Annotated in this window: 11 protein-coding genes; 4 read left to right on the top strand and 7 right to left on the bottom strand. The window is 76.0% G+C overall.

The features are described from left to right. The coding region (locus tag ABZ914_RS31655) for a (2,3-dihydroxybenzoyl)adenylate synthase (RefSeq protein WP_500197688.1) at positions 1–1,467 on the bottom strand (1,467 nt) is incomplete at its 3' end. Between the two features lie 3 nt (positions 1,468–1,470). Further along, positions 1,471–1,878 (bottom strand): aspartate 1-decarboxylase, encoded by a 408-nt coding sequence (gene panD / locus ABZ914_RS31650; RefSeq protein WP_500197687.1) that lies wholly within the window; start codon positions 1,876–1,878, stop codon positions 1,471–1,473. Positions 1,879–1,956: 78 nt separating this feature from the next. Between panD and entS the strand changes: the two genes are divergently transcribed. Continuing rightward, entirely contained in the window at positions 1,957–3,252 is a 1,296-nt protein-coding gene (entS, locus tag ABZ914_RS31645; protein ID WP_500197685.1) for an enterobactin transporter EntS, read from the top strand. A 67-nt stretch (positions 3,253–3,319) separates the two neighbouring features. Here entS and ABZ914_RS31640 read toward each other — a convergent pair whose 3' ends face one another. From ABZ914_RS31640 to ABZ914_RS31630, 3 genes are all read right to left on the bottom strand, one after another. Then, positions 3,320–6,700, bottom strand: coding sequence for a non-ribosomal peptide synthetase (locus tag ABZ914_RS31640; protein WP_500197683.1), 3,381 nt, complete (start codon positions 6,698–6,700; stop codon positions 3,320–3,322). A 99-nt stretch (positions 6,701–6,799) separates the two neighbouring features. Next, positions 6,800–7,828: a FecCD family ABC transporter permease gene (locus ABZ914_RS31635; protein ID WP_500197682.1), complete on the bottom strand. Its 1,029-nt coding sequence runs from the start codon at positions 7,826–7,828 to the stop codon at positions 6,800–6,802. Next, positions 7,825–8,886, bottom strand: coding sequence for a FecCD family ABC transporter permease (locus tag ABZ914_RS31630; RefSeq protein WP_500197680.1), 1,062 nt, complete (start codon positions 8,884–8,886; stop codon positions 7,825–7,827). The genes ABZ914_RS31635 and ABZ914_RS31630 overlap by 4 nt, the downstream gene beginning before the upstream one ends. 145 nt (positions 8,887–9,031) lie before the next feature. Between ABZ914_RS31630 and ABZ914_RS31625 the strand changes: the two genes are divergently transcribed. The 3 genes from ABZ914_RS31625 to ABZ914_RS31615 are packed head-to-tail and all read left to right on the top strand — an operon-like array spanning position 9,032 to position 12,272. Continuing rightward, entirely contained in the window at positions 9,032–9,724 is a 693-nt protein-coding gene (locus tag ABZ914_RS31625; protein WP_500197678.1) for a TetR/AcrR family transcriptional regulator, read from the top strand. After that, complete coding sequence (locus ABZ914_RS31620; RefSeq protein ID WP_500197676.1) at positions 9,721–10,638, top strand: ABC transporter ATP-binding protein; 918 nt, start codon at positions 9,721–9,723, stop codon at positions 10,636–10,638. The genes ABZ914_RS31625 and ABZ914_RS31620 overlap by 4 nt, the downstream gene beginning before the upstream one ends. Then, positions 10,635–12,272 (top strand): ABC transporter permease, encoded by a 1,638-nt coding sequence (locus ABZ914_RS31615; protein ID WP_500197674.1) that lies wholly within the window; start codon positions 10,635–10,637, stop codon positions 12,270–12,272. Before ABZ914_RS31620 ends, ABZ914_RS31615 begins: the two co-directional genes overlap by 4 nt. Before the next feature lie 184 nt (positions 12,273–12,456). Here ABZ914_RS31615 and ABZ914_RS31610 read toward each other — a convergent pair whose 3' ends face one another. Together ABZ914_RS31610 and ABZ914_RS31605 are read right to left on the bottom strand one after the other, a co-directional pair. Then, positions 12,457–13,479 (bottom strand): aromatic ring-hydroxylating oxygenase subunit alpha, encoded by a 1,023-nt coding sequence (locus ABZ914_RS31610; protein WP_500197672.1) that lies wholly within the window; start codon positions 13,477–13,479, stop codon positions 12,457–12,459. A 118-nt stretch (positions 13,480–13,597) separates the two neighbouring features. Continuing rightward, positions 13,598–14,443 (bottom strand): IclR family transcriptional regulator, encoded by an 846-nt coding sequence (locus tag ABZ914_RS31605; protein WP_500197671.1) that lies wholly within the window; start codon positions 14,441–14,443, stop codon positions 13,598–13,600. Positions 14,444–14,490: the final 47 nt, after the last annotated feature.

The raw sequence follows: 14,490 nt of genomic DNA, 5'->3' as shown, positions 1-14,490 counted from the left end.
GTCGCGCAGCGTCGGCGGCGCGGCCTTCGCCGCGTCGCGCAGGACGAGGAACGCGCAGGTCCGCTCCCCCATCATCGGGTCGGGGACGCCGACGACGGCCGCGTCGTGGACCGCCGGATGGGCGAGGAGGTGGTCCTCCAGTTCCTCGGCGGACACCTTGTCGCCGCCCCGGTTGATCTGGTCCTTCTCGCGGCCCTCCACGATCAGGTGCCCGGACGGCAGCTCGCGGACGAGGTCGCCGGTGCGGTAGTAGCCGTCCGGCGTGAACGCGCGGGCGTTGTGCGCGGGCGCCCGGTAGTAGCCGCGCAGCGTGTACGGGCCGCGGGTGAGCAGTTCCCCGACCTCGCCGGGCGCGACCGTCCCGCCGTCGCCGTCCACGATCCGGATCTCGTCGGCCGGGGACAGCGGGCGGCCCTGCGTCCGCTCCACCAGGTCGGGCGGGTCGTCGAGGCGGGTGAAGTTCAGCAGCCCCTCCGCCATCCCGAACACCTGCTGGAGGCGGCAGCCGAGCACGCCCGGCACCTCCGCGGCCCGTTCGGCGGCCAGCTTCGCGCCGCCGACCTGCAGGAGCTCCAGGGACGACAGGTCGTCCTCGGACCAGGTCGCCGCGTCCAGCCACAGCAGCGCGATCGGCGGGACGGCCGCGCAGGCGGTGACGCGCTCGCACTCGATGAGCGGGAACGCCTCGTCCGGCGCCCCGGACGGCGCCAGCACCACCGTCCCGCCGGTCGCGAACGCGCCGAGCAGCCCGGGGCACGCGAGCGCGAAGTTGTGCGCGGCGGGCAGCACCACGAGGTAGACCGTGTCGCGGGTGAAGCCGCACAGCTCGGCGCTCGCCTCCAGGTTGTAGACGTAGTCGCGGTGCGTCCGGGGGATCAGCTTCGGCAGCCCCGTCGTGCCGCCCGACAGCAGCAGGACGCCGACGTCGGCGGGAGCTGGGCGCGGGTACTCCGCGGGTTCGGCGTCCAGGTCGGCGAGGGCGGTGAACTCCTGGGCGTCGCCGTCCACGACGACGTGCTCGACGGGCAGCGTCCGGGCCATCGCGCGGTAGTCGAAGCCGCCGTCCGTCTCGCCGCACACGTACGCGCGGGCCTCGGCCAGCTCGCACAGGTACCGGATCTCGCTCTCGCGGTGCGCGGGCAGCGCGAGGACGGGCGCCGCGCCGATCCGCACGAGCGCCAGGAACGCCACGACGAAGCCGGTGGTGTTGGGCAGCTGGACGATGACGCGGTCGCCGCGGCGGACGCCCAGCCGCAGGAATCCGGCGGCGGTCCGCTCGGCGCGCCGGTCGAGGCCGGCGTAGGTGAGGCGGTCCCCGCCGGCGACGAGCGCGGTCCGGTCCGGGTCGCCGCGCAGGACGTCGCCGAGGACGCGGTCCTTCCAGTAGCCCTCCGCCTTGTAGCGCCGTTCGAGGTGGGCGGGCCAGGGGGTGAAGCCGTCCATGACGGCCGGAGCGGTGTCCGGCATGGCTCAGCGCCCGGCGAGCTGGGCGGGGGCGCCGGGGACGGGCTCGGCGGGGTCGGAGCCGAGCGCCACGATCCGGTTCGCGGCGTCGACGTGCACGACGCGCGGCTCGTGGGCGGCCATCTCGGCGTCGTCGAGGGCGGCGTAGGTGATGACGATGACGAGGTCGCCGGGCTGGACGAGGCGTGCCGCCGCGCCGTTCACGCCGACGACCCCGCTGCCCGCCTCGCCGGTGATGGCGTAGGTGACCAGGCGGGAGCCGTTGTCGATGTCGACGAGGTGGACCTGCTCCCCCTCGGCGATGCCGGCGGCCTCCATCAGCTCGGCGTCGATCGTCAGCGATCCCACGTAGTGCAGGTCGGCCTGGGTCACGGTCGCTCGGTGGATCTTTCCGTTCATCAGCGTGCGCTGCACCGGGAGGGCCCTTCTCTCACGATCAACTAAGGATAGGCTTACCTTAGCTACTCCCCCTTCCGAGGAGAACCCCCGACGATGCTCCGGCGCCTCGCCCTGGACGTCGGCCCGCTGCGCGACAGCCGGCCGTTCCGCAACGTGTTCATCGCCCGCACCGTCTCGGTCTTCGGGATCGGCATGCTGGCCGTCTCCGTCCCCGTGCAGGTCTACGACCTGACCGGCTCCACCGTGCAGGTCGGCGCCGTATCCGCCGCCGAGGGCGTCGCGCTGCTGGCCGGGTTCCTGTGGGGCGGCGTGCTCGCCGACCGGCGGGACCGGCGGCGGCTGATGCTGCGCGCCCGCACCGCCTCCGGGATCGCGTTCGCGCTGCTCGCCCTGAACGCGTTCCTGCCGTCCCCGTCGTCCGCCGCGCTGTACGTCCTGGCCGCGTGGGACGGGCTCGCCACCGGCGTCGCGATCACCGCGCTGCTCGCCGCGACGCCCGCGCTCGTCGGACCGGACAGGCTCGTCGCCGCGGGCGCGCTGAACGCGCTGACGGTCCGGCTCGGGTCGATGCTGTCGCCCGCGCTCGGCGGCCTCGTCGTATCGGCGTTCGGCGTCGGCTGGAACTACGCGGCGGCCGCGGCCGGCACCCTCGGCACCCTCGGCCTGCTGACGTCGCTGCCGCCGCTCGAACCCGCCCGCACCGGCGGGCCGGACGGGGCCGGCGGGGTCGACGGGGTCGACGGGCAGGGCGACGCCGAGGGCCACCCGCTGAGGTCGATCGGCGGCGGGCTGCGGTTCGTCGCCTCCCACCGCGTCGTCGGGTCGCTGATGCTGCTCGGCCTGCTGTTCATGGTCGCGGGCGGCATCCCGGTGCTCATGCCGGCGTTCGCCGAGCACGGCCTCGGCGGCGGCCCGTCCACGGTCGGGCTGCTGTACGCCGCGCCCGCGTGCGGCGCGGTCCTCGCCTCCGTCACCAGCGGCTGGGCGGGCTCCGTCCGGGCCCCCGGCCTCGCGCTCCTCGCGGCGTCGGTCGCCGGGTTCGTCCTGCTGGCGTGCACCGGCCTGGCCCGCCATCCGGCGCTCGCCGTCGCGATCCTGTTCGGGTACGGGTTCGCCGCGTCCGTCGAGGAGATCCTGCGGTACGGCCTCATCCAGTCGCACACCCCCGACTCGCACCTGGGCCGCGTCAACTCCCTGTGGGCGGCGCAGGAGACCGGCGGGACCGCCATCGGCTCGCTCGGCGCCGGAGCCCTCGGCCGCTACCTGGCCCCGGGCCCGGCGATCGTCGCCTACGGGACGGTCAGCGCCGTCCTCGCCCTGGTCCTCGCCCTCACCCTGACGACCCTCCGCACCGCCACCCTCGCCCCCGCCGCCGAACCCGACCGGTGAGCCGCGGCGAGCCGTCGTCATGGGGCGGCCCATGACGGCGGCTCGCCGCGAGTGGACAGGGGCGGGGTCAGCGGGCGAGGTGGGCTTCGATCTCGTCGTCGGACATCGCGTCGACCTCCAGCCGGATGGCGGCGACGGCCTCCAGGCGGCCGGGGGCGTCCTCCAGCTCGGTGAAGCGGCGGGCGATGCGGGCGATCGTCCGCTCGGCGAACAGGACGCGGACGGGCAGGGCGGAGGTGTCCAGCGCCTCGCGCAGCCGCGCGACGACGGTCGTCGCGAGGACGGAGTCGCCGCCGAGGGCGAAGAAGTCGGCGTCCGCGCCGACGCGCTCCCTCCCCAGCACCTCGGCGGCGATCCGGGCCAGCACCCTTTCCAGGGACGTCGCGGGCTCGGCGTAGGGCGCGGCGTCCTCCCCCGCCTCGGCGGCGGCGAGCGCGGCGAGCGCCTTCCGGTCGACCTTGCCGTTCGCGGTGAGCGGCAGCTCGGCGACCGGGACGAGCACCTCCGGCACCATGTGCGGCGGCACGAGGTCGCGGGCGCGCGCCAGCACCGCGTCGGCCGGGACGCCGCCGGGGGTGACGGCGGCGCACAGCCGGTTCCCGGCGAGCAGGGCGACGGCGCGCTCCACGGCCGGGTGGTCGCGCAGCGCGGCCTCGACCTCGCCGAGCTCGATCCGGAACCCGCGGACCTTCACCTGGTGGTCGCGGCGGCCGAGGAACTCCAGCGTGCCGTCCGGGCGGTAGCGGGCGAGGTCGCCGGTCCGGTACCAGCGGACGCCGTCGCGGACGACGAACCGGTCCGCGGTGCGCCCGGGGTCGCCGGTGTAGCCGTCGGCGACGCCCGCGCCGCCGATCCACAGCTCGCCCGCGACCCAGTCGGGGCGGTCGCGGCCCAGGTCGTCGACGACCCGGCAGGCGACGCCGCCGAGCGGCACGCCGTACGGGACGGAGCGCCAGTCCGCCGGGACCTCCCCCGCGACCTCCTGTGCCGTGGAGTGGATCGCGGTCTCGGTGGTGCCGCCGAGCGCGACGAACCGGGCGCCCGGCGCGCGCTCGGCGAGCAGCCCGGGCAGGTGGGTGCCGACCCAGTCGCCGCCGAGCAGCACCAGCCGCAGGGACGGGACGGGCCCGGACCGCAGCAGCATCTCCAGCACGGACGGGACGCTGTTCAGCACGGTCACCGACCACCGGGCGGCGAGCGCGTTCCAGCGGGCGGCGTCGCGCCGCTCGTCCTCGCCGGGGATCACCACGGCGCCGCCCGCCGTCCAGGGGGCGAACAGGTCGAACACCGACAGGTCGAAGTCGAGGGCGGAGACGCCGAGGGTGACGTCGCCCGGGCCGAGGGCGAAGCGCCCGACGAGGTCGCCGATGGTGTTCATCGCGGCGCCGTGCGAGACCTCGACGCCCTTCGGCTCGCCCGTGGACCCGGACGTGAACAGCACGTACGCGACCTGGTCGGGACGGACCGCGACGGGCTCCGCCAGCGGCTCGGCGGCGGGCTCGAAGCCGGGGGCGACGGACGCGGCGACGGCCGCGCCCGCGCGGATCCGCTCGCGGCGCGCGGCCGGCTGCTCGGGGCCGATCGGCACGTAGGCGGCGCCCGCGGCGAGCACGCCGAGGGCGGCGGCGGCCTGGCCGGGCCCCTTGGGAAGCTCGATCGAGACCCGGTCGCCGGGCCGGACGCCCTGGGCGGCCAGGGCGGCGGCGACGCGCAGCGCGCGGTCGGCGAGGTCGGCGTAGGTGAGGGTGCCGTCGTCGCCCCAGTGCAGGGCGGGGGCGTCCGGGGTGCGGCGGGCGTGCTCGAAGAACCCCTTGGTCAGGGTCGAGGGCGGCGGGGCCTCGGTGGCGTTGAGGCGGTGCCGGACGCGGAGCTGTTCCGGCGGCGCGCCGATGCCGAGCGGCGCGTCCCAGTCGGCGCCGTCCGCGCCGAGCCGGGCGATCGCGCCGGTGTAGGCCGCGAACATCGCCTCGGCGACGCCCTCGGGGAAGGCGGGGCGGCGCACGTCCCAGTTCAGGAGCAGCCCGCCGGCCACCTCGGTGACCTGCGCGTCCAGCAGCACCTGCGGGCCCTGCGAGATGATCCAGGCGGGCTCGCCGAACCGCTCGCGGACCGCGTCGCCGAACAGCTCGCCCAGGTTGAGCGCGCTGGTGTAGACGATCGGCGCGAGGACCTGCTCGCCGCGCAGCCGCGACAGGTCGCGCAGCACCTCCAGGCCGGAGTGGTCGCTGTGCGCGCCGGCGGTGTGCAGGTTCGCCTGCAGGGCGCGGGCGCGCTCGACGAACGCCAGGTCCTCGGAGAGGTCCGCCTCCAGCAGGATCGAGCCGGTGAAGTCGCCGACGACGGAGTCCACGTCCGGGTGGACGGGCTCGCGGTGGAACAGCGGCAGGTTCAGCAGGAACCGCGGGGTCGCCGACCACGCGCCGACGACCTCGGCGAACACGGCGGCGAGCGCCATCGCGGGAGTGACGCCCGCCGCGTGCGCGCGGGCGATGAGGCGGGCCTTCTCCTCCGGCGGCAGCCAGTGGTGCAGCCGCTCCACCGCGTCGCCCGGTTCCGGGGCGACCGGCAGCTCGGGCGGGCCCGGCAGGTCGGCGAGCCGGTCGGCCCACCACCGGCGGTCCCGCTCGCGGGCGACGGCGCGGGGGTCGTCGGCGAGGTAGCGGGCGTAGCCGTAGCGGATCGGGGCGAGGGCCTCGCCCTCGTAGAGCGCGGCGAGGTCGGCCAGCATGACGCGGTAGCTCATCGCGTCGGCGGCGACCATGTCGACGTCGAGGTGCAGCCGCGCGGTCCCTTCGGGGAGCAGGCTCAGGCGGGCGTCGAAGACGCGGCCGTCCTCGATCGGGAGCCGCTGCCGCGACATCTCGGCGCGGATCCGGTCCAGCTCGGGGCCGGGGTCGGCGGCGCCGCGCAGGTCGTGGACGGTCACGGCGGGCCCGGGGCGCTCGGGCAGGATCCGCTGCGTCCCGTCGTCGCCGACCGCGACGCGCAGCATCGGGTGCCGGTCGGCGAGCGCGCGCACGGCGGCCTCGAACCGGGACGGGTCGATGGCGCGGCCGTCCAGCTCGACGTACAGGTGCGCGGCGACCGAGCCGAGGGACTGGCCGGAGTCGCGGCCGATCCAGTACGCGTGCTGCATGAGGGCCAGCGGGAACGGGCCGTCCGGCTCCGCGCCGTCGACCGGCTCGCCGCCCGCCTCGGGTCCGGGTCCGGGTTCCGGCGCGCGGGCCTCCATCTGGCCGCGCTCGGCGAGCAGGTCCCACCAGGCGGCGAGGGTGGGCCGCTCGGCCAGCTCGGCGAACCGGACCTCGACGCCGCGGCGGCGGAGCCGGCCGGTCAGCTGCATGAGGCGGATCGAGTCCATCCCGAGCTCGATGAGATTGTCGCCGGGCCCTGCGTCCTCGCCCAGCACGTCGGTCAGCGCGGCGTGCAGCTCTTCTCGGGTCAGCACGGAACTCCCCTCAACTTAGGTAAGGCTAACCTAAATTGATCGCCAGTCCGGCGTCAACGCGGGGTCCGCCGACGCCGGCGCGGGACCGGCCGGAGGCCGTCAGGCGGCGGCGCGGCGGCCCGCCGTGAGCAGCAGCCAGGCCAGGTAGGCGCCGCCGAGCACGCCGGTCACCACCCCGACCGGCATCGCCACCGGCAGGTGCAGCGAGATGAGGTCGCCGCAGGCGAGCAGCGCGGCGCCGGTCAGCCCGGCGGGCAGCAGCTGCGCGCCGGGACGGCGGGTCAGCCGGCGGGCGAGCTGCGGCGCCGCGAGCGCGACGAACGGCACCGGGCCGGCCGCCGCGGTCGCCGCCGCGACGAGGCCGACGCCCGCGACCATGAGCAGCGCGCGCGTCCGCTGGACGGGCACGCCGAGCGCGCGCGCAGCGTCGTCCCCCATCTCCCCCATCCCGAGCGGGCGGGCGAGCAGCAGCGCCATCGGGACGAGCACCGCGAGCGCGGCGGCGAGCGGCACGGCCTGCGCCCAGCCGCGCCCGTTCAGGCTCCCGGTCAGCCAGAACGCGGCCTCGTACGCCTCGCGCAGTTCGGCGCGGGTGATGAGGTAGGAGTTCGCCGCCTCCAGCATCGCGGCGGCGGCCACACCGATCAGCACCAGCCGGACGCCGTGCACGCCGCCTCCCCGGCGGTACGCGACGGCGTACACGCCCGCCGCCGTCAGGAAGGCGCCCGCGACCGAGCTGACCGTGATCGCGACCGCGCCGCCGCCGAACACCAGGATCTGCAGCAGCGCGCCGGTCGCCGACCCCGTGGTGAAGCCGATGAGGTCCGGGCTGCCGAGCGGGTTGCGGGACATGCTCTGGAAGATCGCCCCGCTCGTGCCGAGCGCCAGCCCGGCGAGCAGCCCGGTCACGGCGCGCGGCAGCCGCAGGGTGCGGACGATGAAGCCGGTCGCCTGGTCGCCCTGCCCGACGAGCGAGCGCACCACGTCCCCGGGCGAGACGGGGAACTCGCCGGAACCGACGACGAGCACCGCGGCGCCCGCCGCGACAAGCGCCACCAGCCCGCACACCAGCGCCGCCCGCGGCTCCCACCGGACCGACGCCCCGCCCGCCCGCATCACCCGGCTCACAGCTCGCGCGTCCTTCCGCGACGGACGATGACCATGAACAGCGGCGCGCCGAGGAACGCGGTGACGATCCCGGTCTGCAGCTCGCCCGGCGTGGCGACGCGTCCGGCGATGTCGGCGGCGAGCAGCACGACGGGCGCGAGCAGCAGCGAGTACGGCAGCACCCAGCGCTGGTCGGGCCCGACGAGCGCGCGGACCGCGTACGGGACGGCGAGGCCGAGGAACGTGATCGGCCCGACGGCCGCGGTCGCCGACCCGCACAGCAGCACGACCGCCAGCGCGCCGAGCGCCCGCGTCCGCCCCGGACGCGCGCCGAGCGCCCGGCCCGCCTCGTCGCCGAGGCCGAGGGCGTTCAGCGGGCGGGCGAGCAGCAGCGCCAGCGCCGTCCCGGCGGCGATGAACGGCAGGACCCGGGCGAGCACCGCGGCGTCCCGCCCGGCGAGGGTGCCGACCTGCCAGAACCGGAAGCCGTTGAAGGCGCGCGGGCTGAGCAGCATCAGGCCGGCGGTCAGCGCGCTGGACACGGCGTTGACGGCGGCTCCCGCGAGCACGAGCCGCGCGGGCGAGGTGCCGCCGCGCCCCCGCGCGCCGATCGCGTGGACGAGCACCGCGGCCCCGGCGGCGCCGGCGAACGCCGCCCACACGTAGACCAGGACGTCGTCGGCGCGGAACGCCCCGATGACGACGACGACCGCGAGGGCGGCGCCGCCGTTCACGCCGAGCAGGCCGGGTTCCGCCAGCGGGTTGCGGGTGAGGGCCTGCATCACCGCGCCGGCGAGGCCGAGCGCGGCGCCGACGCCGATCCCGAGCAGGGTGCGCGGGAGCCGCAGGCCGTGCACGATCAGCGCGTCCCGCGACCCGTCCGGCGAGAGCACGGCCGGCCAGACCCGGGCGAGCGGGACGTGCTCGGCTCCGACGGCCAGGCTCGCGGCGGCCGCCAGCAGCAGGAGGGCGGCGAGGACACCGAGCCCGGTCCAGCGTCCCGCCGGATGCCGGGCGGGGGGCGCGGCGGCCTCCTTCGCCGGGGGTGTGCGGGGGGTTCTCCGCGCGAGGGACAGCACGATAAATAAGGCTAGCCTAAGCTAACTTGCCGCTTCCAGCCCCTGCCCCCTCCCGTCTCCGGGCCGCCGCGCCCTCCGGCCAATACACGCGTATGGTATACATCGGTATTGGGAACTGAACGCTTGTATTGGAGGGGTCGGAAGCGTGACGGAGACGGGCGCGGCACCGGAGGACCTGACGGCGCGCGCGCGGATCAGGGACGCCGCGCTGGAGATGTTCGCCGAGCACGGGATCAAGGGGGCCACGTTCCGCGGCATCGCCGAGGCCGCCGGAGTGTCGGTCGGGCTCGTCCAGCACCACTTCGGGTCCAAGCAGGAGCTGCGGGAGGCGTGCGACGCCTACGCGCTGGACACCATCCACCGGCTCAGCGCCGAGAAGATCGACGGCATCGGCGACCCGGGGTTCCTGGCGAAGGCGATGCGGATCGACCTGCCGGTGCGGCGCTACCTCGCCCGCGCGCTCGTCGACGGCTCCCCCGCCGCGGCGCGGGTGTTCGACGACCTGGTCGACACCACCGAGCGCTACTTCGGCGAGCCGCTGCCGCCCGGGGTGAACGCGCCCACCACCTCCGACGTGCACGCCTACTCCGCCGCGCTCGTCGCGATGACGATCGGGATGGAGGTCCTGCACGAGCACCTGTCGCGGGCGCTGGGCGTCGACACCTTCACCCCGGAGGGCTCGCTGCGGCTGCGCCGCGCCTTCTTCGACATCTTCGACGACCGCCTGCTGAGCCGGGAGCTCGCGGCGCGCGCCCGCGCCGCGATGCGGGAGTACGAGAGCGGGACCTTCGGGCGCACCGCCCCCATCGGGGAAGACTCGGGAGAGAAGGCAGGATGACTGAGGCAGTACGGGCCGACGGCCTGGTCAAGACGTTCGGACGGACGCGCGCGCTCGACGGGCTCGACCTGAGCGTGGCGTCCGGCGAGGTGCACGGCTTCCTCGGCCCGAACGGCGCCGGGAAGTCCACCACCGTCCGCGTCCTGCTCGGGCTGATGCGCGCCGACGCCGGGACCGCGCGGCTGCTCGGCGGCGACCCCTGGCACGACGCGACCGCCCTGCACCGGCGCCTCGCCTACGTCCCCGGCGACGTCACGCTGTGGCCCAACCTGTCCGGCGGCGAGGTCATCGACCTGCTCGGGCGGCTGCGCGGCGGGCTGGACGACCGCCGCCGCGCCGAGCTCCTCGACCGCTTCGAGCTGGACCCGAAGAAGCGGGGGCGCGCCTACTCCAAGGGCAACCGGCAGAAGGTCGCCCTCGTCGCCGCGTTCGCGTCCGACGCGGAGCTGCTCATCCTCGACGAGCCCACCTCCGGCCTCGACCCGCTCATGGAGGAGGCGTTCCAGGAGTGCGTGCGGGAGGAGCGGCGCGCAGGCCGGACGGTCCTGCTGTCGAGCCACATCCTCAGCGAGGTGGAGGCGCTCTGCGACCGCGTCACCATCATCCGCAAGGGCCGCACCGTGGAGACCGGCACGCTCGCCGAGCTGCGCCACCTGACCCGCACGTCGATCCACGCGGAGCTCGCCGCGCCGCCCGACGGCGTTCCGCTGCCCGGCGCGCACGACGTGCGCATCGACGGCAACACCATCTCGTTCGAGGTCGAGACGGCCGAGCTGGACGCCGCGCTCCGGCAGCTCACCGAGATCGGCGTCCGCTCCCTCACCAGCCGGCCGCCCACGCTCGAGGAGCTGTTCCTGCGGCACTACGAGAACGACCACGCCGGACGGGCCCTGCAGGAAGGCGGCGTGTCATGACCGCCACCACCCTGCGGCCGACCGCCCGGGCCGCCCGCGCCGAAGGCGGCCTCGCGGGCGCGGGCACGCTGCTGAGGATGTGGCTGCGCCGCGACCGCGTCATGATGCCGTCCTGGATCTACGTGCTCACCGCGCTGGTCGCCAGCACCGTGTACAGCTTCAAGAACGGGTACGACACGCCCGCGGCGCTGGAGAGCTTCGCGCGCGGCATCGACGGCAACCCGTCCATGCGGGCGCTGTACGGGCCGGTGCTGAACGCCCACACGGCCGCGGGCGTCAGCGCGTGGCGCGTCGGTACCACCGGCGCCGCGCTCACCGCCGTCATGTGCGTGCTGCTCGTCGTCCGGCACACCCGCGCCGAGGAGGAGACCGGCCGGCTGGAGCTGGTCGGCGCCGCCGCCGTCGGGCGCCGCGCCCCGCTGACCGCCGCGCTCGCCACCGCCGTGACGGCCGCCGCGGCCGCGGCGTCCCTGGCCGCCCTCGTCATGGTCCTCTTCGGGCTGCCGGTCGCCGGCTCGGTCGCGTTCGGGCTGTCCTGGTTCGGGGCGGGCCTGGTGTTCGCCGGGGTCGCCGCCGTCACCGCCCAGCTCGCCGAGACGTCCCGGCTCGCCAACGGGCTGGCGTTCGCCGTGCTCGCCGCCGCGTACCTGGTCCGGAGCGTGGCCGACGCCGGTTCCGCGCACTGGGCGTCCTGGCTGTCCCCGATCGGCTGGGCGCAGCGGGTGCGCCCGCACGCCGGCGAGCAGTGGGCCGTGCTGCTGCTCCCCCTGCTCGCGTCCGCGCTCCTGGTCGCGGCCGCGTACGCGCTGGCCGGGCGCCGCGACCTCGGCGCCGGGATCCTCGCCCCCTCGCCGGGACCGGCCCGCGCCGCGGCGTCGCTGCGCGGCCCGCTCGGCCTGTCGTGGCGGCTGCAGCGCGGCTCGCTGCTCGGCTGGTCCGTCGCGTTCCTGGTGTACGGGCTCGCCATCGGGGGCGTCGCCGCCGGCGTCGGCGACCTGGTCAACGGCAGCGACTCCGTCCTCGACGAGATCCGCAGGATGGGCGGGCAGGAGGACGTCGCGGACGCGTTCCTCGCCACCGCCATGGGCCTCATGGCGCTGTTCACGTCGGCCTACGCGGTGCAGAGCGTGCTCCGGATGCGGGCGGAGGAGAGCGGTGGGCGCCTCGAGCCGGTGCTCGCGACCGCCGTCGGCCGGACCCGCTGGGCCGTCGCGGGCCTCGCCGTCACCGTCGCGGGCACGGTGGTCCTCCTCGGCCTCAGCGGCCTCGCCGTCGGGCTGGTGCACGGCGCCCGCTCCCACGACCTGGGCGGCCGGCTTCCCCGGGAGCTCGGCGCCGCGCTCGTGCAGCTGCCGGCGGTGTGGGTCGTCGCCGCCGTGACCGTGCTGATCTTCGGCCTCCTCCCCCGCGCGACGTCCGCCGGGTGGGGCGTGCTGGCGGCGTGCCTGCTGCTCGGGCAGGTCGGTCCGCTGCTGAAGCTGCCGCAGGCGGTCATGGACGTCTCGCCGTTCACGCACACGCCGAAGCTGCCCGGCGGGGACTTCGACGTCCTGCCGGTCGCCGTCCTGACCGCCGTGGCGGTCGCCGTCACCGCGGTCGCGCTGCTCGGCTTCCGGCGCCGCGACATCGGCTGAAGCCCGGGGGGCACCGGGACGTCCCGGTGCCCCCCGCCGCGTCAGGAGGCGGGGTGGTGGGGGGGGGGGAGGAGCCCCCCCCAGATGTGGTGCGGGTGAAAGGCGGGGCGCCGGGCGCCGCAGTGGCAGATGCCGGTGAGGCGGTCCGACCCCGGGGACCACTCCACCCGCAGGCGGCCGGCGCTCATCGCGCCCCCGTGAGCCGCTGGAGGACGCGCCGGGCGGCCAGCCCGCCGGTGTCGATGTTGATGGACAGCTCCTGGTAGCCCTCGGGCTCGGCGGCGATCACCGTCTCCAGCAGGTTCAGCGCCGCGACGTCCTGCAGGACGACGGTGCGGTTGCTGTCGTGCAGGAACCGCGAGACGCCCTCGTCGTCCAGCGCGAAGTCGCGGGCGACCCACCAGAAGTCGTGGGTGGTCGTGTCGGTCTCCGGGACGATCGCGTAGCCGACCTCCACGTGGAACGCGTGCGGGTCGTCGCCGTCCGGGCCGGGCTCCACGCCGGTCGGCGCGATCCGGCTGTGCAGCAGGTAGAAGCACGGCGGGTGGTACTCGATGTCCTGCCACCGGTCGATCCGGCCCTCGACGCCGGTCGACTCGGAGTAGAACGGCGGGCACTCGACGTCCTTCATGCGGCGGCTCACGTAGACGATCCCGGCCTCGTCGTCGACCTCCGTGGTGATCGGGGTCTGCGCGACCTCGGGCGTGCCGATGTACCCGGCGTGCAGGTAGGTCTCGTGAGACAGGTCGAGGAGGTTGTCGACGAGCAGCTCGTACCGGGCGGCGAGCGGCTCCATGCCCCGGACGGTCACGTAGTCCGGCGAGCTCAGCCAGGGGGCGCGCGGGATGGAGGCGGCGTCGCCCGTCCCGTCGCCGATCCACACCCAGACCAGTGAGTCCTGCTCGACGACCTGGTAGGCGGGGACCCGGGCGGTGCGCGGGATCCGGGTCTGCCCGGGCACGGCGACGCACGCCCCGTCGGGGGCGTAGGTGAAGCCGTGGTAGCCGCAGACGATCCGGTCGCCGTCGCGGTTGCTCGCGGACAGCGGGAAGCGCCGGTGCACGCAGCGGTCGGCGAGCGCGACGGCCTGCCCCGCCCCCGTGCGGTACATGACGAGCGGCTCGCCGCAGATCGTCCGGGCGAGCAGGCCGTCGCCGACCTCCTCGCTGTAGGCGGCGACGTACCACTGGTTGCGTGCGACGGCCATGGGCTGCTCCTCGGGGTGGACGAAGGACCGTGGAGACGACCCTCGCCGCCGCCCGCGAGGCCGGGCCACACCGATTCCGTTCAACGGAAGAATCCGCCCTTCCGGGAAGGGGCCCCGGTCAGACCTCGCGCATCGCCGACTCCGGCGGGCGCAGGGCGCGCGGCGCGCCGAGGGCGCGGGAGATGCCGCGGGCGCCGGCCCGCACGACGGGGACGAGCGAGCGCGCCTCCCACCCGGACGCCGGGACGACGACCGCGACCGCCGCCACCACCCGATCGTCCGGGCCGAACACCGGCGCGCCGACGGACATCGCGAACGTCTCCACCTGCCCGTCGCTGACCGCGGCCCCCGTGCGGCGGACCTCCGCCAGGACGCGGCGCAGCTCGGGACCGGTGGCGATGGTCCTCGGGGTGAAGCGGCGCAGCGGCCCGGCGATCGCGCGCTCCTGCAGGTCCCGGCCGGAGTACGCGAGCATGGCCAGGCCGACGCCGGTCGCGTGCGCCGGCCAGCGGCCGCCGACGCGGGAGAACACGTGCACGGCGTCGCGGGCGGAGATCCGCTCGATGTACACGACGTCCAGGCCGTCCAGGACGGCGAGGTGGACGTTCTCGTGGGTGGCCTCGTACAGGTCCTCCAGGAACGGCATCGCGGCCTCGCGGAGGGCCGGGCCCCGCCCGAGGGCGCCGACCTCCCACAGCCGCAGCCCGACGCGGTAGAGGCCCGCGTCGTCGCGTTCGAGCGCGCCCCAGCACGTCAGCTCGCCGACGAGCCGGTGCGCGGTGGACAGCGGCAGCCCGGCGCGGCGCGCGATCTGGGTGATGGTCAGGGCCGGGCGCTCCGACGTGAACGCCTCGAGGATGCCGAGGACCCGGCTGGTCACGGTGGGGCGCCGCCCGGGCGCGGCGGGCCGGGACGGCGCGGCTCCGCGCGCGGCCGGCGGGGTGCCGGGTCCTTCGTCGAGCATGCGGCGGTCCTCTCAGGGCGTCGCGTCCGAAGTTAGGCGTATGCTTC

This window comes from Spirillospora sp. NPDC046719 (assembly GCF_040645715.1).
GTDB lineage: Bacteria > Actinomycetota > Actinomycetes > Streptosporangiales > Streptosporangiaceae > Spirillospora.
The sequence above is the reverse complement of the archived record's forward strand: the minus strand, read 5'-3'. Positions and strand labels throughout refer to the sequence as shown.